18 protein-coding genes are annotated in these 22,852 nt (G+C 41.9%); 8 read left to right on the top strand and 10 right to left on the bottom strand.

All coding sequences use genetic code 11. From position 1 onward, the window contains the following. Nucleotides 1-2: 2 nt before the first annotated feature. Both thrA and BWD47_RS12180 read right to left on the bottom strand, forming a co-directional pair. Nucleotides 3-2,420 (bottom strand): bifunctional aspartate kinase/homoserine dehydrogenase I, encoded by a 2,418-nt coding sequence (thrA, locus tag BWD47_RS12185; RefSeq protein WP_075594057.1) that lies wholly within the window; start codon nt 2,418-2,420, stop codon nt 3-5. Between the two features lie 228 nt (nt 2,421-2,648). After that, nucleotides 2,649-3,023: a response regulator gene (locus BWD47_RS12180; RefSeq protein WP_036966301.1), complete on the bottom strand. Its 375-nt coding sequence runs from the start codon at nt 3,021-3,023 to the stop codon at nt 2,649-2,651. 235 nt (nt 3,024-3,258) lie between these two features. Here BWD47_RS12180 and BWD47_RS12175 point away from each other — a divergent pair, with 235 nt between their 5' ends. Further along, nucleotides 3,259-5,022 carry a sensor histidine kinase gene (locus BWD47_RS12175; protein WP_036966299.1) on the top strand — a complete coding sequence of 588 codons (1,764 nt, stop codon included), beginning with the start codon at nt 3,259-3,261 and terminating at the stop codon, nt 5,020-5,022. 90 nt (nt 5,023-5,112) lie between these two features. Further along, nucleotides 5,113-6,021: a recombination-associated protein RdgC gene (rdgC, locus tag BWD47_RS12170; protein ID WP_036966297.1), complete on the top strand. Its 909-nt coding sequence runs from the start codon at nt 5,113-5,115 to the stop codon at nt 6,019-6,021. Nucleotides 6,022-6,076: 55 nt separating this feature from the next. On the opposite strand, the gene BWD47_RS12165 is transcribed toward rdgC, so the two are convergent. Then, nucleotides 6,077-6,919 carry an HDOD domain-containing protein gene (locus BWD47_RS12165; RefSeq protein ID WP_036966295.1) on the bottom strand — a complete coding sequence of 281 codons (843 nt, stop codon included), beginning with the start codon at nt 6,917-6,919 and terminating at the stop codon, nt 6,077-6,079. A gap of 269 nt (nt 6,920-7,188) precedes the next feature. On the opposite strand from BWD47_RS12165, the gene BWD47_RS12160 reads away from it, so the two are divergent. Beyond that, nucleotides 7,189-8,892, top strand: coding sequence for a Zn-dependent hydrolase (locus BWD47_RS12160; protein WP_036966293.1), 1,704 nt, complete (start codon nt 7,189-7,191; stop codon nt 8,890-8,892). An 83-nt stretch (nt 8,893-8,975) separates the two neighbouring features. Here BWD47_RS12160 and BWD47_RS12155 read toward each other — a convergent pair whose 3' ends face one another. Together BWD47_RS12155 and BWD47_RS12150 are read right to left on the bottom strand one after the other, a co-directional pair. Beyond that, complete coding sequence (locus tag BWD47_RS12155) at nt 8,976-9,701, bottom strand: ABC transporter substrate-binding protein (RefSeq protein ID WP_227006813.1); 726 nt, start codon at nt 9,699-9,701, stop codon at nt 8,976-8,978. An 86-nt stretch (nt 9,702-9,787) separates the two neighbouring features. Next, complete coding sequence (locus tag BWD47_RS12150) at nt 9,788-10,192, bottom strand: HIT domain-containing protein (RefSeq protein WP_036966288.1); 405 nt, start codon at nt 10,190-10,192, stop codon at nt 9,788-9,790. Nucleotides 10,193-10,304: 112 nt separating this feature from the next. Between BWD47_RS12150 and BWD47_RS12145 the strand changes: the two genes are divergently transcribed. Further along, entirely contained in the window at nt 10,305-12,530 is a 2,226-nt protein-coding gene (locus BWD47_RS12145; RefSeq protein WP_075594056.1) for a S9 family peptidase, read from the top strand. Between the two features lie 150 nt (nt 12,531-12,680). Continuing rightward, complete coding sequence (locus tag BWD47_RS12140; RefSeq protein ID WP_036966284.1) at nt 12,681-14,318, top strand: methyl-accepting chemotaxis protein; 1,638 nt, start codon at nt 12,681-12,683, stop codon at nt 14,316-14,318. A gap of 272 nt (nt 14,319-14,590) precedes the next feature. Here BWD47_RS12140 and BWD47_RS12135 read toward each other — a convergent pair whose 3' ends face one another. The 4 genes from BWD47_RS12135 to BWD47_RS12120 form a co-directional block, all read right to left on the bottom strand. After that, nucleotides 14,591-16,114 (bottom strand): leucyl aminopeptidase family protein, encoded by a 1,524-nt coding sequence (locus tag BWD47_RS12135; RefSeq protein WP_075594055.1) that lies wholly within the window; start codon nt 16,112-16,114, stop codon nt 14,591-14,593. Nucleotides 16,115-16,209: 95 nt separating this feature from the next. Further along, nucleotides 16,210-17,892 (bottom strand): carbon starvation protein A, encoded by a 1,683-nt coding sequence (locus tag BWD47_RS12130; protein ID WP_036966280.1) that lies wholly within the window; start codon nt 17,890-17,892, stop codon nt 16,210-16,212. A gap of 108 nt (nt 17,893-18,000) precedes the next feature. Further along, complete coding sequence (gene dinB / locus BWD47_RS12125; protein ID WP_036966279.1) at nt 18,001-19,053, bottom strand: DNA polymerase IV; 1,053 nt, start codon at nt 19,051-19,053, stop codon at nt 18,001-18,003. A gap of 70 nt (nt 19,054-19,123) precedes the next feature. Beyond that, nucleotides 19,124-19,330: a hypothetical protein gene (locus BWD47_RS12120; RefSeq protein ID WP_075594054.1), complete on the bottom strand. Its 207-nt coding sequence runs from the start codon at nt 19,328-19,330 to the stop codon at nt 19,124-19,126. 151 nt (nt 19,331-19,481) lie between these two features. On the opposite strand from BWD47_RS12120, the gene BWD47_RS12115 reads away from it, so the two are divergent. From BWD47_RS12115 to BWD47_RS12105, 3 genes are all read left to right on the top strand, one after another. Then, nucleotides 19,482-19,910 carry a thioesterase family protein gene (locus BWD47_RS12115; protein ID WP_036966275.1) on the top strand — a complete coding sequence of 143 codons (429 nt, stop codon included), beginning with the start codon at nt 19,482-19,484 and terminating at the stop codon, nt 19,908-19,910. Nucleotides 19,911-19,922: 12 nt separating this feature from the next. Beyond that, nucleotides 19,923-20,975, top strand: coding sequence for an aldo/keto reductase (locus tag BWD47_RS12110; RefSeq protein WP_075594053.1), 1,053 nt, complete (start codon nt 19,923-19,925; stop codon nt 20,973-20,975). 136 nt (nt 20,976-21,111) lie between these two features. After that, nucleotides 21,112-22,026, top strand: coding sequence for a hypothetical protein (locus BWD47_RS12105; RefSeq protein WP_083422886.1), 915 nt, complete (start codon nt 21,112-21,114; stop codon nt 22,024-22,026). Here the strand turns inward: BWD47_RS12105 and BWD47_RS12100 are convergent. Continuing rightward, entirely contained in the window at nt 21,989-22,600 is a 612-nt protein-coding gene (locus BWD47_RS12100) for a fumarylacetoacetate hydrolase family protein (RefSeq protein ID WP_075594052.1), read from the bottom strand. The two genes, BWD47_RS12105 and BWD47_RS12100, sit on opposite strands and share 38 nt — an antisense overlap. Nucleotides 22,601-22,852: the final 252 nt, after the last annotated feature.

The following is a 22,852-nucleotide window of genomic DNA, read 5'->3' as shown; positions in this document are numbered from 1 at the left end:
TCCTAGCGTGATAATGTTTTTAAGATATCAGCAAATACACCTGCGGCAGTCACTTCTGCACCCGCACCATAGCCACGGATAACAAACGGACGAGGCTGATAATATTGGCTAAGAATCGCCAGTGCATTTTCACCATCACGAATATCATAAAGTGCATGCTTACTATCAACCGCTTCAATACCTACTTTGCAGTGACCATTTTCAATAGTGCCAACATAACGCAGCACTTTACCTTCGCTTGCTGCACTTTGGATACGGTCATTAAATGCAGCATCAAGACTGGGCAGTTTTTCCATAAACTCAGCAACCGAATCTCCCTCTGCAAACCCTGTTGGTAATACAGATTCAACTTCAATATCGCTTAACTCAAGTTCAAGTCCAGACTCACGCGCAATGATCAGCAGCTTTCTAGCAACATCGGTCCCCGATAAGTCATCACGTGGGTCTGGCTCAGTGAAGCCACTTTCTTTTGCCTTTACAGTTGCTTCGCTCAACGAGAGGCCATCTTGCAAAGCACCAAACATGTACGACAACGAGCCTGATAATATGCCGCTGAACTTAATAAGTTCATCACCCGCGCCAAATAATGACTTTAAATTATCAAGGACTGGTAAACCTGCCCCTACGTTGGTTTCGTATAAAAACTTACGGTTATTCTTTTGTGTCGCAGAAATCAAATCTTGATAGTACGCAAATGAGCTGGTATTTGCTTTTTTATTCGCAGCCACAACATGGAAACCAGCATTTAAGAAATCAACATACTGCGCGGCGAGTTTATCGGCTGAGCTACAATCAACAATAACAGGGTTGATTAAATGGTTTTGTTTTACAAATTGCTCAACGAGTTTTAAGTCAAAACCTTGCTCCGATATCGCTAATTTTTCTTGCCAATCACTAAAGGCAATACCGTCACTGTCGAGATAGAGTTGTTTTGAGTTAGCAACACCGTACAAATTAAGCTTAATATTGCGCTTTTCAAGCCATGCCTGCTGGCGCTCAAGTTGCTGGATAAGCTCTTGCCCAACTAAACCACAACCTAATAAGAACATATCGATTGATGGAATATGTGTAAAAAAGTTCTCGTGGCACACTTTCACAGCATCATTGCACAGCTCACCATCAATAACCGCAGAAATAGCACTCTCTGTTGAATCTTGGGCAATCGCCACAATGTTGACTTGCGCTTGCGCTAATGAAGCAAAGAACTTTGCTGCAAGACCCTTGTGCGCTCGCATATTGTCGCCCACTAAAGTAACAATCGCTAAATTACGTTGTACTTGAACGGGTTCAATAAGCCCAGCTTGCGACTCAAGTTCGAAAGCCGTTTGCAACGCTTCTAAAGCCAGCGCTAAATCACTTTCGTGAACACAAAAACTGATACTAAATTCACACGACGATTGTGTAATTAACACAATCGATACATTGTCATGAGCAAGGGCATTAAACACCTTAGATGCCATACCCACTTTACCTTTCATGCCGGGACCTGAGACCGTTAGCATTGCAAGGTTTTGTAAGCTTGATAACGCTTTAACAGGTTCTGATGATACGCTATCGTTACTGATCACAGAGCCTTCAGCGCGAGGGTTATGAGTATTTTTGATCTCGCAAGGTACGCCAGCTTTAGCACATGGCAAAATTGTTTTTGGGTGTAACACCTTGGCACCAAAGTAAGAAAGTTCCATCGCTTCTTTATAAGACAGCGAATCTACTTTAGAGGCTTTTTTGATATAACGCGGGTCCGCATTGTAAACACCGTCAACATCGGTCCAAATTTGACAAACATCGGCTTCTAAGCAGGCTGCAGCAATTGCTGCTGAATAATCAGAGCCATTACGGCCAAGTGTTGTAAGCTCGCCTTGCTCATTAGCCGCAGTAAAACCAGGCATGATGTAAATGGTACTTGGTGCTGCTTTTAATGCTTCACGAAAACGCAACTTACTCGCGGCTAAGTCTGCTTCTGCATCAATATATCCACCAACAGAAGCAATACAATCGGTTGCCTCAAGGTAGTGCGCATTACTCTCTTTTAACATACGCTGCATGAGCGCTACACTCACTCGCTCACCAAAGCTAATAACATAAGCTTTAACTTGGTCTGGGCAGCACGTTAATAATGCAACACCATCCAATTTATTTTTTAGGTCATTTAAATTAGGCCAATTATCAACTGCGCCAAACTCTGCTTCTACATCCGCCTTTAACTGCTCACAACGATTAACCAGTGCATGCCATAACTCACTATAATCACGCCCCTGCTCTGCTGCACTCGCTAGCGCAACGAGTGAATCAGTCATGCCGCCCGGTGCAGAAAGCACTAATAGCATTTCATCTTTAAGTTCTTGTTTGACTAACTGAGCTACCTGTTGCAAACATGCGAAGTCAGCCAAGGACGACCCGCCAAATTTTAATACTCGCATTATTTATGTTTCCTCATCCCATAAACGAAAAAAGGCCTGTGTTCTAGTGAACACAGGCCTTTAATTTTGTTGCACCGACCTATGCCACTATCCCGTAAGGATGATGGTTGTAATAATAATGGTCGTTGCGTGATTAAATGTTTTCATAGCCCCTAGACTGCCTTAAAAACAGCCAGTCTGTCAACCCTTAATAAAAAGATAAATTATGCAATTAGGTTATATAAAGACTTAATGAATACCAAATTTATGCAAAGTTGTTTTTAAGCGGACAAGTTCTATCGGCTTATCAATAAAATCAATGGCACCAAGTTTTGCGACTCGTTGCTTCATTTCTGTTTGAATATCCGCCGAAATAACCAACACAAAACACTCTATTTTTTCGGCTTTAATCGTTTCAAGTACAGCAACACCATCAACTTCTGGCATGGTTAAGTCGAGGCAAAGCAAATCAAAGTTTTGCTGCCGCAATAAAGCAAGTGCCTCACGGCCGTTACTGGCTTGTTTAATGTCGGCACTGATGCAGTCACCTAAACAGCGTACGACCTGTTTTCGGGCAACGTTTGAATCATCACAGACAAGCACTGAAAAATTAGAATTACTCATGAAATATACATCTTCGCTGTTGCAAACACAGCGTTAATAGAGGATAAATTAAAGATGACTAATTTTATATCACACTTTTTAAAAGGCAGTAAGGTCAAGTTTTTTCATGATTTAGTTACAATCTGTAAATGATCCCGTAAAAAAGGATATATTTATTTATTTTTAATCATTTATTAGCTAACTTTAGATTTAGCTGAATGTATTACAAATCTCACCAAGGAGCTATGGATAATCCATGCTACAAAAAAGCCTGTCAAAAAAATTATTAACTAGTGTGCTCTCGGTTTATTTTTTATTAACGTTTGTCGTTACGTGTGGGCAGGTTATTGCTGAGTACGTTAATACCAAAGATTACATTCGCGATGAATTAACCACGTTGCAAAAAACATTCAGTCGCAGCCTCACACGCGCCATTTGGGAGCTGAACACTAAGCAAACGATCACCACTGCTGAGGGGTTACTTGCGATCCCTATGATTGAAGGCATTATTGTGCGAGATGACAGTGGTGAAGTGTTATCACAATTAGGGCGCTCTTTAGACATACATGAGTTATACAGTCAGCAGCTAGTGCAAGAAGAGGCGATTATTGAAGACACCCCGTCAGGTTTATTTGGTTACACTTTCCCGCTGATTTTTGAGTTTTCAGGCAGAGCCACCCAAGTGGGTGATGTCACCCTATTTTCAAGCCGAGACGTCGTATTTAGCCGTATTATGATCTCGATTTATTTCTTAATCGGTAATGCGATGATCAAAACAACATTTTTGATCATCCTATTCTTAATTGCCTTTAGAAAACAGTTAACAGAACCCTTAGCCCAGCTCACAGAACAAATAGAAGATCTTGAACTCAATGATTTAGAAGGTCGCCATATCGACATTCAAACCAGTGAGCATAACGAATTAAAAGTGATGGAAGAGTCATTTAATCGCCTGATTGATAAAGTGGTACTGTACCGAGAAGAGCTTGAACATACACAAAAAGAATTACTGATAAGCAACGAAAAACTGGATCAACAAAACCTGCAATTAGAGCAGGAAGTCGCTCGTAAGACATCAAACTTGAGCCAAGCAATGATGGACTTACAGCAACAAAAATACGAGCTAGAAAAACAAAAGTTCACCTTAACTGAAGAAATCGATTTACGTAAACAAACCGAACAAGAGCTCATAACAAAGCAAACTGAACTACAGCGTTACCTTGATGAACTGAACATGGCCCAAGAGCGGTTAGTAGGCTCAGAGAAAATGGCCGCATTAGGCGGGCTTGTTGCCGGTATTACTCATGATGTAAACACCCCGATTGGTATTGGTGTTACAGCGACCTCTTTTTTACAAGAGCGCCTGAATCAAATTGAAGCAGCCTATAAAGACAAAACCCTTTCGCCGAAAGCATTAGAAGAGTTTATAAACGACGCAAAACAAAGCACCAGCTTATTAACCAGTAATTTAGACCGTGCTTCTGAGCTGGTCGCCAGCTTCAAACAAATCGCGGTAGACCAAGCCAGTGAAGCGGTGCGTACAATTAATTTTAAAGAGTATTTAGGCGAGGTGATCCGCTCGTTACACCCTAAACTTAAAAAAACATCGCACCATATAAACCTAGATTGCCCTGAAGACTTAACACTCAATTTACCTGCGGGGGCAATTAGTCAAATTTTCACGAACTTAATCATGAATTCACTCATTCACGGTTTCGAAGGCATAGAAAGCGGCATCATAGAGATTGTTATAAAAGAAGAAGACGATGAGGTTATCATCGACTTTAAAGATAACGGTAATGGTGTAACTCAAGAGCAGTTAGAAAAGCTATTTGACCCATTTTTTACTACCAAGCGCGACCAAGGCGGCAGCGGTTTAGGCACACACATTACTTTTAACTTAGTAAAACAAACGCTCAGTGGCGATATAGAAGTAACAAGCGAGCCTGGACAAGGGTTGCATTACCACATTAGTTTCCCTAAAAACATGCCAAAGCCACTTTCAATGTTTAATACATAAACAAAACCCCCTGATGCCGAAATCATTCATTTCGGCATCACTTTTTTATTGCTATGATTGGGCAAATTTAATGAAAGGATTAGCCTAAATATGTGGTTTAGTAACCTTATCTGTTACCGTTTTAAACAAGACGTATCATACAACCAAGAAGACTTCGATAAAGCCCTAGAACAAGACCTGTTTCGCTCATGTGGTGGTCAAGAGTTATCAACGTTTGGTTGGACCAAAGCCTTTGGTAAACATGGTCAAACCCTATCGCACTTTTCTCAAGATAGCATTTTAGTGTGCGCAAAACGTGAAGAAAAAGTATTACCCGCTGCGGTTATTAACGAACTGGTTGCTGAAAAAGTAGAGCAGATTGAAGCGGAAGAAAACCGCCCAGTTAAGAAAAAAGAAAAAGACGAACTAAAAGAAAATATTCTGCATACCCTACTTCCTCAAGCATTCAAAAAGTCGAGCTTACAGTTTGCATTTATTGACCAAAAGAATGGCTGGGTGGTTGTTAACAGTGGTAGTTTTAACAAAGCCGAAGAACTTCTTGCCTTGTTACGTAAATCGTTAGGGTCGTTACCTGTAGTGCCCGCATTTGCAAACTATGATCTGGATGTGTTTCTAACCGATTGGCTAACACAATTTAATGCGCCTGAGGGGTTCGCTATTGGCAACGATGCAGAACTTGAAGAAGCAGACGATAGTGGCGCACAGGTTAAACTTAAAGGCCATGATTTATCGTGTGATGAAGTGAAATCGCATCTAGAAAATGGCAAGCGCGTGACTAAGCTTGCACTTGATTGGCAAGAGCGAGTTAAGTTCATGCTGCAAAACGATGGGTCAATAAAACGACTAAGCTACTCAGAAACACTTAAAGAAGAAAACGCCGATATCCCTAAAGAAGATATGGCCGTAAAATTAGATGCAGACTTCATTTTAGCATCTGAAGAAATTAAGCAATTACTTGAAGAACTAACTCAAGGATTAGGAGATGCAAGCGATTTATAATCAGCTTGTTGACACTAAAAGCGCAGATTAGTCGTAATCTGCGCTTTTTAATGCGTTATTCAGTAAACACCGCTTTTACATCATTTAACATGTCGTGATATTCATCTGAATTAAACATATCAAGTGACGAAATAACACCTTTATCTAAATAGGTCTGTAATGCTGAAGACTTATCTGATACTTGCAGGATGCCCTCTAAGATCGCGCCTATGCGAATAAAGTCAACATAGCAAATATGCTCAGGACGATAGTTAGGGTTTGCCCAGCTCTCAGCAACTTCAACAAATTCATCAGTGAAGCCCCACGCTCGCATAATCGCTCCCCCTACTTTGCCTCCCAATTTTTGAATTGCATGCGCAAGAAAGCTGGGGTTCGCAAATACTTCGGGGTGTTTTTCGGCTTCCGTTAAAATGGGTAACACGCCAATGTTATACACTAAAGCCGCTAGCGTAATGGTGTCGCGATTTAATGACGTCTTCTTATTATCGCGTAGGAAAAAATCCATTAAGGTAATTGAGTGGCAAGCCACCTTCAGCGTTTTTTGCCACGCTTTGTCCATGTAGCCTTTAATTAACTCATTGTGCGATACAAACAGTTGCTCCATTGCCATGGCCGTTGCAATGTTTTTAATTTGCCGTAAACCTATCCGCGTTACAGCTTGGTGTAGGTTTGTCACCTTAACCGAGCGCCCCATAAAGGCACTGTTCGCCACCTTAATCATGCGGGCTGAAAGCGCGGGGTCGTGTGAAATCACATCGGCCATTTGCATCAAATTGACATTAGGATTGTCTGCAGCTTGTCTGACTTTTACAGCCACTTCAGGTAAAGTAGGCAACACTAGGGTGTCATTATTAATTCGGTCGACCAAAATGGTCAGTAGTGCATTTTCTGTTGACATATCTTTGCCATCCTCTTGAATTAGCTTGCTTTTATAAAATCAAACTAATGACTGACATTGTTAGATTAATTATTGTTTTAGTATTGTCTAAGTTAGCGCTAAAGTTAAGAAATTCACAGTAATAATCTACTTTTATATTTTAAGACACCGATTTAATTGCTTAAAATCACATACTGCGCAGTAAACTTGCCATTTATATGTTAGGTTTGCTTTAATGCTTACACATTTATTTTCAAAGCAACGACTCTCTCTTTTTAACGGGCAAAAAAATGACATTAAATAAAATTAGCCACGCACTTATCTTATCTGGTGCAGTTTTTCTAGGTGCATGTTCTGACCAACAAGCGACCCCTTCTCAAACAAAGCCTGCTGCAGAGCAAACGACTCAAAATACTGAAGAAAATAATCCGCAACTAATCAATGCAGACAGAAACCGCTTAGATATCTATACAGACTTTACATTAACCTCAGACTTGAGCCACTTAAGCGATAACCAAAAGCAAATGGTTGGCAAACTTATTGACGCATCAAAAATCATGGATGCATTATTTTGGCGTCAAGCATTTGGTGAAAACAAAGAAGCATTTTTGGCAAAAATTAATGACGAAAAAGTGCAAAAATTTGCAGATATCAACTACGGCCCATGGGACCGTTTAAACGGCGATCAGGTGTTCTTATCTGGTTATGAAGAAAAACCACTTGGCGCAGAGTTTTACCCAAGCGATATCACTAAAGAAGCGTTAAACAACGCAACAGTTGAAGATAAAACAGGCCTTTATTCAGTTATTAAACGTGATGAAAATGGCAAACTATACAGCGTGGCTTACTCAGTAGAATACGCACAGGAACTAGAAAAAGCGGCAAACTTACTCCGTGAAGCAAGTAAACTCGCCGATGACAAAGAATTTGCAAACTACTTAAGCATGCGTGCTGATGCACTTGTTAGTGATAACTTCCAACCCTCTGACTTCGCATGGATGGACATGAAAAACAACCCAATTGATGTTGTTATTGGTCCAATCGAAACCTACGAAGATCAACTCTTTGGTTACCGTGCCGCTTATGAGTCTTACGTATTAATTAAAGACCTTGCGTGGAGTGAGCGTTTAGCTAAGTTTGCAGCTTTCTTACCAGAGCTACAAAAAGGCTTACCCGTAGACGATAAGTACAAGCAAGAAGTACCGGGTTCAGACGCTGACCTTAATGCATATGATGTTGTTTACTATGCGGGCCACTCAAATGCCGGCAGCAAAACAATTGCTATTAACTTGCCTAATGATGAGCAAGTACAGCTTGAAAAAGGCACCCGCCGTTTACAGCTTAAAAACGCGATGCGCGCTAAATTCGACAAAATCTTAGTGCCAATTTCAGAGCAATTAATTGTGCCTGAGCAGCGTAAACACATCACCTTTGATGCGTTTTTTGCAAACACCATGTTCCACGAAGTCGCACATGGCTTAGGAATTAAAAACACCATCACCAACAAAGGGACTGTGCGTCAATCACTGCAAGAGCATGCCAGCGCGCTTGAAGAAGGTAAAGCAGATATCCTTGGTCTTTACATGGTTGAGCAGTTACTTAAAAAAGGTGAAATCACTGACGGTACGCTAGAAGATTACTACATCACCTTTATGGCTGGTATATTCCGCTCAGTGCGTTTTGGTGCATCAAGTGCACATGGTAAAGCAAACATGATCCGTTTTAACTTTTTTGCCGAAGAAGGTGCATTTTCTAAAAATGCAGATGGCTTATACAGCGTAAATATGGAAAAAATGAGCTTAGCGATGGCAAAACTATCGCGCCTTATCTTAACGATTCAAGGTGACGGCGATTATCAAAAAGTCGACCAATTAATCGCGACTCATGGTGAAATTAAAGCCGAGCTTGCTAAAGATTTAGAAAAGCTAAGCCAAGCAAACATCCCTGTTGATGTGACCTTTAAACAAGGTAAAGAGGTATTAGGTTTAAACTAAACGCACTCTCATCTGAGTAATAACGAGTTTAAACAAAAAACGCTGCTTTCGAGCAGCGTTTTTTTATGCTTAAACAACAGTCATTAATGCGCCACAAAGCTCAGCCCATATTTATTGTTTAGTTTTACGATTTCCCCATTTAGCAACATTTTTTGAAACTCAGCATTAAACTCATCAATAAATTGCGCTAAATCTCGCTGCTTAGTAAAACCAAAATAACCTTGATTAACCGTTAAAATAGGAGAAAGTATGATCACCTTATCGGCAATACCCAAACTTTCTATCACCGGCCTTGCTGCGCGGGGGTGAGTTAGAATTAAATCAACCCTGTCATACATTAATTGTAAAAAACTTGCCCGCACATTGGCGACTTCTGATAACAGTAAACTCGATTCATGGCGCTTAAATTCAACCCCATAATCCCAGCCACGAATAACCCCTATTGCATCTTTTTTTAAACTGGCGAAGTTTCCTCGCCAAGTAACTTCATTATTCGGTTTGGTATAAAAAACAATAGGGTCTTCATAAAAGGGTAATGCACTAAAGAGCATGTATTGGTTACGCTGAAACGATTTATAAGGGCCAATAATGGCATCGGCATCACCTTGCTCAACCATTTTTAAAGCCCGTTTAAGCGGCATAATATCAATCACAATAGTATGCCCCAATCGCTTGCCTATTTCATAAACGATGTCAGCTCCGAGTCCTGTAGGAGAACCGTGCTGATCCTGTTCTAAAATGGCAGGAAAATGACTTCCTACAAAATAATAACTTTTTGCCACACTCTCAAAGGCACTCAAAGATAACATCGTCACAAAAAAACAACGTGTTATTATTGCCGCGCTAACGTGCCACTTTTTCATATTTGCTGGACTATATTTTCGATATTCACCGTTTAAAAATACGCTTTAAGCGAAGTAATCTGCTCATCAGAATACGGAACCGCCGGTAACTTACCCCACACAGGTGCAGGCCAAGCAGCATCTGTTTTAAAGCGTGCGATATGATGAATATGCAGTTGTGGCACCATATTTCCCAAAGCAGCCACATTGAGCTTGTCTGGATTAAAAACCTGCTGTAATAATTTACTTAGTTTGGCCGACTCGCGTAAAAGTGTCACTTGCTGCGCTTCACAAAGGTCGATAATTTCTTTTAAACCCGCTTCTCTCGGGACTAAAATAAACCACGGATATTGGCTGTCATTCATTAGCAATACTTTACACAGTGGCCAATCTGCTAATTCAATACAATCACGCTGTAATTCAGGTGCCAAGGAAAATGGCATATCAGCATTTTTCATCAATAAGTCCTTAAATCTAAGTTGTACCCTTGCTACTTTATAGCATTTAGTTGCAGTTGCCTAAGCTTACCATTAACATCGTGGCAGTTTTTATTCGAGCGAAGGTACCCCTGTGCTAAAAAAAATTAAATCTCTCTCACTTGCCTTACCAATAGTGGCAACAGCACTGAGTGTGAATGCTGAACCACTATCACTAGAGCGTATTTTTGACGATCCTAGTTTAGCAGGTAAAGCACCTGTACAACTTAAATTCTCACCCGATGGTAGCCGCGTTACCTACTTACAAGGTAAAACCGACGACTACAACCGTTATGACTTGTGGGAATACAATTTAAAAGATAACAAAAACCGCTTATTAGTTGACTCTGCGGCACTATTCTCAGGCCCAGAAAACCTATCAGATGAAGAAAAAGCACGACGTGAGCGTCAGCGTATCTTTGGTAAAGGGATTTTAGAGTATAAATGGTCAAAAGATGGTAAAGCACTGCTTTTCCCACTGAATGGCGACCTTTATTACTACGAACTTGCCTCAGCTAAAAGCCGCAAACTGACCGATACCGAAGCATTCGAAACCGATGCACGTTTTTCACCGAAAGGTCATTTTGTATCGTTTATTCGCGAGCAAAACCTTTACGCACTGAACTTAAAAACGGGTCAAGAAATCCAGTTAAGTAAAGACGGCGGTGGCGTTATTAAAAACGGCATGGCTGAATTCGTGGCTCAAGAAGAAATGGGCCGCATGACGGGCTACTGGTGGTCAGGTGATGAAACAAAAATTGCCTATACGCGTGTCGATGAAAGCCCTGTAAAAGAAGCGATTCGAAACGAAATTTACGCTGATGAAGTAAAGCTTTTCAACCAGCGTTACCCGTTCACGGGTACAGACAACGTTAAAATTAAACTCGGTGTTGTTAGCATTAACAACCAACAAACTGATTGGGTTGATTTAGGCGAAGACGAAGATATCTACATTGCTCGCGCCAACTGGTTAAAAGATAACAAAACGCTATCTTATCAATGGCAAGACCGCTCACAGCAAACGTTAGAGCTGCGTTTTTACAACAGTGAAACGAAAAAGCAAAAGGTCTCCCTAACAGAAACAAGCGATACATGGATTAACTTACACTTTGATCTACAGTTCCTAAACGATAAAAAACACTTCGTGTGGGCCTCTGAACGTGACGGCTTTAAACACCTTTATTTGTACCGCACAAATGGCGAAATGATCCGCCAAATCACGCAAGGTGACTGGGTGGTTGATAGCTTAAAAGGAATCGATGAGAAAAAAGGCATTGTGTATTTTGCAGCGCGTAAAGACACCGATCTTGAAAGCCATTTATACAGTGCACCGTTATTCAAAAAAGGGGATATTAAGCGCATAACAGAGCTCGGTGCTTATCATAATGTGGTTATCGCCAAAGATAATAAAACCTTTATCGACAACAGCTCATCGGTTAATAAACCAGGTTCAGCCGCACTTCGTAAAATTAACGGCGAGTTTATTACCTGGCTTGAAGAAAACAAACTCGATAAGTCGCATCCACTTACACCGTACTTAGACGATTTAATCACTCCTGAATACGGTACATTAACAGCTGAAGACGGCCAAATAATGCATTACCGTTTATTCAAGCCGACTAACTATCAAGATGGTAAAAAGCACCCTGTTATTGTAAACGTATACGGCGGCCCACATGCCCAACGAGTGACAAATAGCTGGCGCAGCAAAAACTTGTATTTCCAATACATGGCACAGCAAGGCTACGTTATTTTTCAACTCGATAACCGTGGTTCTTACAACCGTGGTAAAAAGTTTGAAGACGTTATCTATAAACACTTAGGGGTTGCTGAAGTCGCTGACCAAATTAAAGGGGTTGAGTTCTTACGCACTCTTGATTACGTTGATCCTGAGCGCATAGGTATTTACGGTCACAGTTACGGTGGCTATATGGCACTGATGACCATGTTTAAAGCCGGTGATTATTTCAAAGCGGGTGTATCGGGCGCGCCAGTGACCGACTGGGCACTTTACGACACACACTACACAGAACGCTACGTAGGCCACCCTGCAACAAATGCAAAAGGCTACGAAGCAAGTGCCGTTTTTCCTTATGCTGAAGGCTTAAAAGGACCGCTAATGATTTACCACGGCATGGCTGATGACAACGTGTTATTTACTCACGCCACGAAGTTATTTAAACAACTGCAAGATCAAGAAAAGCAGTTTGAGATGATGACGTACCCAGGTTCTAAGCACAGTTTACGTGGTAAGAGTGTGCAAACACACTTGCACCAAACTATCACAAGCTTTTTCAACCGTCACTTTAACGTACAATAGTTAAATTTAAATTCGGTAACTTAGACTAAAGGCTGATTGTCCAATCAGCCTTTTTTTTGTCTCAATGTATTCCATCCACAACTAGATTTAATACCTGTTTTAACTACACTTAACATATTGCTTTTAGACAAGCATGACCAAGGAATACACATGAACTACTTACGCCGTTTTACAATCTTACAACGCCTTGCCATGTTGGTTAGTGTAGTGGTGGTTGGATTGATCTTTTTAAGTATCTCAAGCTTAATGAAGCAATATGATTCTTTAGAACAAGAACAATACACCAAAACTCAAAACCTAGTGGAGTCAGCCCACAGCATTATTGAACACAATTATGCTTTATTCCAACAAGGTAAACTCAGTGAACAACAAGCAAAACAAGCTGCGCTGGATACTATCGCTGCACTTCGCTATGACAAAAGCAATTACTTTTGGATAAACGACTATCAACCTGCGATGGTTATGCACCCATTCAAACCAGAGCTTGAAGGTAAATCACTTGCCAACAATAAAGACCCCGACGGGGTACACCTGTTTGTTGACATGGTGAACGTGGTTAAACGACAAGGCGAAGGGTTTGTTCCATACAAATGGCCTAAGCCTGGAAAGGATCAACCCGTTGATAAAATTGCCTATGTTAAGGGTTTCACACCATGGCAATGGATTATTGGTTCGGGTGTCTACATTGACACCATTGAAGATGCATTTGCTTCACTACGAAATCACGTCATTATCACTGCGGTGGTTATTATTGGTCTGTTAATTGCGCTCAGTTATTTAATTGCAAATAGTATATTACGACCAACTCAATTGGCTGCTGATATGATGAAAGACATTTCGCAAGGTGAAGGTGATTTAACCCAACAACTTGATGAAAACGGCAATGATGAGGTCTCTCGGCTATCGCGTTACTTCAACCTATACACTGCAAAAATGCGAGAGTCACTCAAGCAAGTCGCGCAAAATGCTCAACAGGTCAATCAGTACGCCCACAATGTGGATGATGCCACTAAAACCAATCATTCTTTTATTGAACTGCAAAATGACAGCTCAACACAAGTTGCCACCGCAATGGAAGAAATGACTCATCAAATTCATGATGTTAGCCAAAATGCAGATCAAGCTGAGCATGCAGCAAACGACGCGGCGCAAAATGCTTCAACCGGTAAACAGGTGCTCAACAAAACCATTACCGCTATTGAAACTCTGTCGCATAATATTGAGCAGGTTAGTAAGGTAACCACTGACCTTGCAGCAGAGAGTAACAATATAGGCTCTGTACTGGATGTTATTCGCAGCATAGCAGAGCAAACAAACTTACTTGCGCTTAATGCCGCGATTGAAGCGGCTCGCGCGGGAGAGCAAGGGCGCGGCTTTGCTGTCGTAGCCGATGAAGTGCGTACACTGGCTAGCCGTACCGGTAAAAGTACTGATGAAATTCAGGCCATGATCAGTAAGTTACAAGCAGGCGCTAAAGCTGCGGTTGATGCGGTATCTGCCAGTCAACAACTGTCGAGCGAAACCGTCTTACAAGCAGGTGAAGCAAGCAGCTCACTCAGTGAAATTGAGCGTTTGGTCACAATTATTAAAGATATGAATAGCCAAATAGCCCGCGCCACAGAACAACAAACGAGTGCGGCAGATGAAGTTAACTTACGTATCAATGAGCTGTCACAATCAACCGAACAGTCACTATCAAATACCCAAGGGCTATCAGATGCCAGTGAAAGCTTAAAACAAAGCTCACAAGCACTAAGCGATGTGGTAAATCGCTTTAGACTTGATTAATACCATTCCGCTTAATTAAGTGGTCTATTTTGAGGCAATAAAACCGCGTTGATAACAAGGCAAAAATTTAGTTATTTAGTTGTGCTCGGCAATTGCTCCTGCATTGCTCTACCTCCTGCATCCATGCAGTCGTAAATCAGAAATTTTTAACGCAGGTAGCGACTGGTTTGATCACTCAAAATGATTAAGTATTTTTGCGGATTGGTATAAGCTAAATTTTAACGAAAAAAAGCCCCGCTTCATTTTTGCGGGGCTTTTTTAATGCTTAAATATTACAAGCAATAACGTGCAAATAAACTGCTGACAGCTGCTGCGGTTGGCTTACCATGTTGCCAATCACCGCCTTCTACACCACTGCCCGCGATGTCCATGTGAACATACGGTAATGGGTGTGCTGATTCAGTGCCATGCTTATCTAAACCACCTACAATCGCTAAGAATGCCATTGGGAACTGGTGTCCACGTGCAGTCACAGCTGACGGTGCATTGTTACTCGAAAGTACATCATCGGCTAATGTACGAGGCTTAACAAAGTCGTAGTCTTCACGACGGCTGCGAGAGACCTCTGCGCCATCAGCCCATAAATCACCTAAATCAGCAATTTTACGTGAAACCTGCGCTTGACGAGCGGGCCCATTTTCAACATAAGCGCTGTAAGGACCCATCGCACGTGCTGCGTGACCTGTTAGCGTTGCAACAGTGAATAGCTCTGGATTTACTTCATTTAATGCGCGGTCTTTCATTTCACTGAGTAAATCACCCATTGCTAAACGCCCCTCTGCGTCGGTATTACCGATGCGTACACGAACGCCTTCACGGCACGTAATGATTTCGTCAGGCACGAAACAATCAGAACCAATTGAGTTTCGAACCACGGCTAAGTAAGCAATCACTTTGACACCTTTAGGTGCATAATCAGCCACTGACTTCATAAAACCAGCGACCGATGCTGCGCCACCTTTATCGCGGCTCATACCCGCCATAAAGCCACCCACTTTAAGGTCGGCACCACCGGTATCATAAACAAGCCCCTTACCAACGAACATTAACGTACGCTCAATGTCACCCTCAGGAACATATTCAAGCTTAACAACACGTGGATGATGACGCTCAACAGCGTATGATGCACGCGCTACAGTGCTCATCATTGGGTAATCTTTATCGATAGTGTCGATATCTGAGATCACATCAACAGACACTTTACTGCCCGCAAATAACTCAACACAATAATCGGCAAAACGTGGCGGTGCCATGCGCTCAGGCTCTGTACCGCATAAGTCACGCGCAGCATATTGGCCTGCGGCAATTGCATTCAATGCTTTAACCATGGCCTCATCAGCACCCACTAAGCTAATTTGACTGATTGGCTCAATCGCTTGGCCATGAAACTCACGCGCTTCAAGTGGCTGCCATAATGCTTGGCAAGCACCTAAAAAGGCAACTTCAAGTGCATGTTTGTAACGCGCATCGTGGTGTGCACTCGCAAGTAAAATAGCAGGCTTGGTGCTGCCCGAAGCTTTTGCTTCTAGCACGGCTAATTTAGCAGCATCAAAATAACGACGTACATCGTCATAATCGCGATTAAGCGGACCTGTAGGCGCTAAAATAACGCGCTTTGAGTCAATCACAAGTAATGTGACTTGCTTAGAGATACGTGCATCAACGGCTTGTTGAGCACTGATAGCGTGGCTTAAGCTTGCATCGGCTAAAGACGAAAAATTATCACCGATAATAATCAATGCATCGTGATCTGCATCAGCTAATTGAGAGGCGACAACTGCATGAGGGTATGCCATAAAAAAAGGTCCTGCTGTTAGAAACATAGGACCTTATTATCATTGATTTAACGCGCTATTGCCAGCCGTGCAAATGAGCGGCTGGCAAGCAAAGTTTACTGCTCTGACACAGATTGGTTGTCTTTGCGATGTTTCACAATGACAGACCATGCTTCTAGCATCACCAAGACACTGATCACTAGTACCAGTAAATCGAGCGTTACAAGTAACCAGTTGCCTTGTTGGTAATATTCACCTAGCTTAATCACACCCGCGAAAAATGCCATTACCAGTACAAAGCTCATCGGTATTAACGTGTACTTCGCAGGACGATTCGCTTTGATTAACATTACCGAAATAACCAGTAACGTTAAACTTGCAAGGATTTGGTTGGTAGAGCCAAACAGCGGCCAAATGATCATTCCGCCGCTGCCATCGGCACCACCTGCACCAAAGGCAAGTAGCAAGCAGCACAGTACAGCGACAAGCGTTGCGACAATCCCATTGCGAATAATACTGATATTATAAATATCACCCCACTCTTGAATAATGTAGCGTTGTAAACGAACGCCAGAGTCCATTGTCGTGCCTGCAAATAGCACCACCATTACCGCAAGTAAGGTCGACGCGACTTCTTGTGAAATACCCCAACCACTTTCGATTAAGTTTGCACCCCCATTGATAAAGGCACTCACGCTCCCCGCTCCTAAGTGGCTGTAAATTTCATGCCATTCTTCAGGTGATACAGCCAATGCGACACCACTTACCGCCACCAGCGTAATAAGTGCAAGCATGCCTTCACCCACAGCACCTAAATACCCAACAAAGCGACCGTCAGTTTCTTTGTTTAACTGTTTAGAGCTGGTACCCGATGACACGATTCCATGGAAACCCGATACTGCACCACAGGCTATGGTGACAAACAACAGCGGAATAATACTAGGCGTATCCACTGCCGTTTGCGTATTAAATGCAGGTGCGGTGATATCTGGCATTGAAATAAAGACCGCGCCATATAAAAGCACTAAACCAACCAGCAACTGCATACCATTAATAAAATCGCGAGGTTGTAATAACATCCACACAGGCAGTAAAGAAGCAATTGCAGCGTAGATGAACAAGATAATGATCCAGTTTGCGTTTGCACTTAAGCCAAACATCTCATCTGGCAACGCAATGGGCATACTACTGCCAAGATAAATAGTGTAATAAAGGATACCGACACCAATTAAACACAGAGGAATTAAAGAAACTTTACGGCGCAGTAACTGGCCTATAACAAGGGCCACAACAATGGCTGACCAAGCAGGAAAAACCGCATTTGGCTGGGATACAAAGGATTTAGCAATAACAACCCCAAACACCGCATTCACCATCAGTAGCACTAAAAATACCACAATCATAAATAACGCACGGGTACGCTTACCGATGACGCTTTCAGACAAAGCCCCCATCGACTTACCTTTGTTGCGAGCACTGGCCCAAAGAGCCCCCATATCATGGACGCCAGCAAAAAAGATTGTTCCAAATACGACCCATAACACGGCAGGCACCCAGCCCCAATAAACAGCAATAGCAGGACCGACTATCGGTGCAGCACCTGCTACAGACGTGAAATGGTGGCCCCACAATACGACCTTATTGGTGGGTACATAATCCACACCATCCTCAAGCTCATGAGCAGGTGTGACGAAGTTATCATCCATTTTAAAGATTTTTTCGGCGATGAATTTCGAATAAACAAACCATCCGAATAACATACCGACTATTCCGAGCAGCACGATCACGACCGATTGCATAGTCATCTCTCTTATGTAGTTATAATGTTGTCTAGAGGCCGTGAACACAAATGGTTCAACACCCCACACTGAACACTAACAAACTTTAAACAACCTAGGTGTTAACCTTTAGTCTAATATACTTAACTGAAAATGCTCGTGGGCTTCACTCTTTATTCCCACACCAATGCCCAAGAGTCTGACGGGTTTATTATTTCCGCGTTCATACGCTTTACTCATTAACTCTGTAAAAATGCTGTCATCTAACTGATGATGGCTTTGGTCGGCACTGGTCACTGTGAAATTTGCAAACTTCACTTTAACTGATAATTTGTTGATTCTGTTACTCAGTTGCTGCCTTTCTAAACGGCGTACTAACTCTGTCATTAAACGGGGTAACTCAGATAAACATTCAGCTAAGCTATTTTTGTTGAATTCATAAGTGTGTTCCACACTCAGCGATTTACGTACGCGTTCCGTAGACACCTTACCTACGTATTCTCCTGCGCATTTTTGATAAAGCGAAACACCAAAGTTCCCCACGTGTTGCTGCATCCAATTAACCCCTTTTTCGCGTACATCAGCTCCCGTGTATAAGCCTTTAAGTTGCAACTTTTCAAGCGTCACCTTCCCTACACCTGGGATCTTGCCTAGCGGCAGCTTGGCTAAAAAGCTATCCACTTGCTCAGGCAGTACCACGCACTGACCATTGGGTTTATTCTCATCACTGGCTATTTTGGCAATAAATTTAATCGGTGCGATACCCGCCGATGCAGTTAGGCCTGTTGTGGTAAAAATTTCTTGTCGAATTTGCTCAGCCATAAGAGTCGCACTGCCTCTGCATGCACTGCTTTGGGTAACATCTAAATAAGCTTCATCAAGCGATAAGGGTTCAATCAGGTCAGTGTATTTAGCGAAAATTTCACGGATTTGTTGAGAGACTTCTTTGTATACATGCATTCGTCCAGGCACAATGACTAAATCAGGACACAATTGTTTAGCATGGTAGTTAGACATAGCTGAACGAACGCCATATTGGCGCGCAATATAGTTGGCCGTAGAAAGCACACCACGGCGACTGTTCCCACCAATCGCAAGAGGCACACTGGCAAGTGCAGGATTGTCACGCATCTCTACTGCAGCAAAAAAGCAATCCATATCAATATGAATGAATTTTTTCATCAGGCATACAACAACTGTTCATTTATACAGTTATTATTATTTAATCTACCTGATAGTGCAAGCGAACATACTAAGAGGTTTGACGTGTTTGCTCGCGTGTTTTTTTGCGATTAAACAGCCGTGCTCCAAATAACCAAAAGGCGGCTTCGAGAAAAAGTCCCAAGACAATTAGTACGATAAACCCAGACATTGTGCCCATACTGTAGCACAGTAGAGCCAGAGCCAGTAAGATGAATAATACTGCCCACTTTATCATTTTCGCTGTTAGTTGCTGCATAACTAGGTCCTTCATGTGTGTTCGATTTACTCACACTTTACGTAAGCGTGAACTTATAAAGTTAGCACAATATACTTAGTTTTCTAATTTTCTTGAGCTAAAAGCAGCATGTTGCTAACCTAGCTTTTCTCACAATTAACCTGGATTTGCTATGCAATCGTTTATAGAACAACACCCTATCAGAACAAAAATTAATGTAGCATGGGGTGAAATGGACGCCCTTCAGCATGTGAATAATGTGGTCTATTTTCGTTACTTTGAAACCGCACGTATCGACTTTTTTACACAATTAGGCTTTCTTAAAGATTTACAAGCAACAGGCGTGGGTCCGGTGATCAGCGAGAACAATGCTCGCTATAAACGCCCCGTGACGTTTCCAGATTCCGTGCATGTTGGTGTAACCATAAGTGACATTGAAAAAGACCGCTTTATGATGCACTACACCGTATTCAGTGAAAGCCAAAAGGCAGTTACCACTGTTGGCTCATCACACGTTGTCATGTTTAACTTTACTACGGGTAAAAAAGCAGAGCTAAGCGATGAGCTTTTAGCTGCACTTAAAGCCCACTCTAACGATTAACAAGGAACTAATATGCTTTATAGCCCACTTGGCCGAAGTGGTATTGACGTCTCCCGTGTTTGCTTAGGAAGCATGACATGGGGTATGCAAAATAACCAAGCTGATGCCGATGAACAAATTGCCTATGCGTTAGATAAAGGCGTTAATTTTATCGACACGGCAGAAATGTATGCCGTACCGCCCTCGCCCGACACCTATGGTAAGACCGAAGAGATTATTGGTCATTGGCTTGCACGTAATAAAGATAAACGTGAAAACCTCGTTATTGCGACTAAAATTGCCGGTAATGGTTTACCTTGGGTTCGTGAAGGCGAAGATATCACTCGTCAAGCGGTGGTTAACGCCGTTGATGCCTCATTAAAACGATTACAAACCGATGTTATCGACTTATATCAGCTTCATTGGCCTAACCGCATCTCGCCGCATTTTGGTAAACAATGGCCCGGCATTGTGCGTTTTTCAGATGCCGACACCGAGCAAAATATTGCAGGTATGCTCGATATTCTTGAAGGCCTGAATGACTGTGTTAAAGCTGGTAAAATTAAACACTGTGGTCTTTCTGATGATAGTCCATGGGGTATTAGCCAATACTTGCGTTTAAGTGAGCAACATAATTTGCCGCGCATGGTGTCTATTCAAAACGAATTTAGTCTACTGCATGCCAAAGACTGGCCTTACTTAATCGAGCAATGTATTCACGAAGATATTGCGTATTTACCTTGGTCACCCCTCGGTGGTGGTATGTTAAGTGGTAAATACCTTAATGGTGCGCGCCCTGAAGGTAGCCGCTGGACACTGGTACAACGCAATGGCCTATTTAGAGACACGCCTCAGTCGCAACAAGCTATCGCAGAGTATGTAGAGATAGCAAATGCCTTTAATCTAACCCCTTCACAACTTGCGCTTGCATGGTGTGATCAGGTCGATGGTGTCAGTTCAACCATCATCGGTGCCACGTCAATGTCGCAGTTAAAAGAAAATATTGATGCTTTCTCAGTGACGCTCACCGATGAGGCACTTGAAAAAATAGCACAGGTATTTAATCGCTACCCAATGCCATTTTAATGCTGTAAAGCCTATCGTTTGATAGGCTTTAATCCCGCCAAAACCGATACTATATGACCATTTTTAATTGCTGTTTATTTTATTTTCAATACTTTGGTGTATAGTTAATCATCGTTATTGAGTTGTAAGGTAAACGATGAGAAAACATCTAAAAAAAGCATTCTATGTTATTTCTAGCTTATTACTTGGCTCGTATGTGCATGCTTCTGAACAACTATCAATTACATGGCTCGAAAACGATAGCGGGCCTTTTTATATCGAAAAAAATGAAACAACTCCTCACGCGGGTTTATGTAACGAAATAACCGATTTACTCATCACCGCCCTGCCACACATAAAACATACCAAGGTGACAATCCCACAAAAGCGAGCAAATAAATATTTAGATGAAGGCCACATGGCTTGTTATGCGTGTATGATTCATCGTGAACAAAAAACACATCGCGTTACTTACTCTATTCCGACCACGGTTTACCCGCCGTTTACTGTCTTAAGTAATAGCGAACAAGCTGAAAAAATTTATAAAGCTCACGGTAATCCCGTGTCATTAATTTCGCTGTTAACGGATGCACACTTTATGTATGGTCAAAATGATGCACGCAAGTTTGGCAACCCCCTGGATAACATTGCAAAAAACATTAAGCTTTATGACTATGCAGCACTGAGCAGTACCGGCAGTCAAGCAAGTTATGCACTACTCACGCAGCTTGAGCACGGCTATATTGACTACACCATTGATTACCCATTTGTGGCAGACTATTACAATAAAAAATACCAGCAAGATATAAAGAAACTCGCCATCGGTGACCCTGAACAACATGTTGTGCTGGGTGCGATTGGCTGCTCAACCAGCGCCCCCAATAATTATGCACAACGCGTGCTAGTCGACATTAATAACGCGCTTAAAAACACCGTATTACCAAGTGAAAAATATCAACAAAACCAACGAGCTTGGTTAGAGGAAAGTTTTCCTGATTTTTTAAATTACTACCAACGATTTATCTTAGCGCCACTTAAATCGCCTGCCATTGATGGGTTAGAACTTGAGTAGTGTCATCTTTTAGCGCCACATTAAAAGTGGCACCTGAAATAACTTTACCCACTCCCTCAGGGGTGCCTGTCATAATGATGTCACCATCCTGTAAACTCATAAATTCATTGATCTCAGCTAAAATCTGCTGAGCAGTGTGGATCATCAACTGAGTGTCGCCAAGCTGGGCTAATTTACCATCAATGTGTAGACTAAATTGATACTGCCCTGACTCATTGACTGGCACAAATTCTGTAAAAAGTGCCGCTCCATCAAAGGCTTTAGCACGCTCCCAGGGTAAGCTTTTTTGTTTTAGCTGAGTTTGTAAATCGCGTTTGGTTAAGTCAAGTCCAAGGCCAACACCAGCAAGCTGTTTATTTTTAACTAAAAAACACAACTCTGCTTCGTAATGTAATTGCTCAGAACCATGCTTAGCATACAGCGACTGCGTTAATGCGCTGTTCGGTTTTACAAATAACACCATACTGGTCGGTGTTTCGTTATTGAGCTCTGCGATATGAGCGGCATAGTTTCGACCAACACACACCACTTTACTTGGTGTCACTATTTCGTTAACAAATTTGACTGAGTGCATTGTGGGTTCCTTATAATCTACAACACCTTTTGTACTATATTAACATTAATTGAATTATCTAATTTTACCTAAAACAGCTGCAAAACCCGTTAAAAAGCCAAAAAGTTACACTTAATTATTCCTTATAATAACATGAACATACATATTAATTGCCAACTAAAAAGTGATTTATATTGACCATTGTTTAACTTTCTAATAACTTATTGTAAGCGGTTACATTTATAAAAATCGGGTTCGGCGATTTTTTTTGCA

The organism is Pseudoalteromonas sp. PAB 2.2 (assembly GCF_001938575.1).
Taxonomy (GTDB): Bacteria; Pseudomonadota; Gammaproteobacteria; order Enterobacterales; family Alteromonadaceae; genus Pseudoalteromonas; species Pseudoalteromonas lipolytica.
The sequence above is the reverse complement of the archived record's forward strand: the minus strand, read 5'-3'. Positions and strand labels throughout refer to the sequence as shown.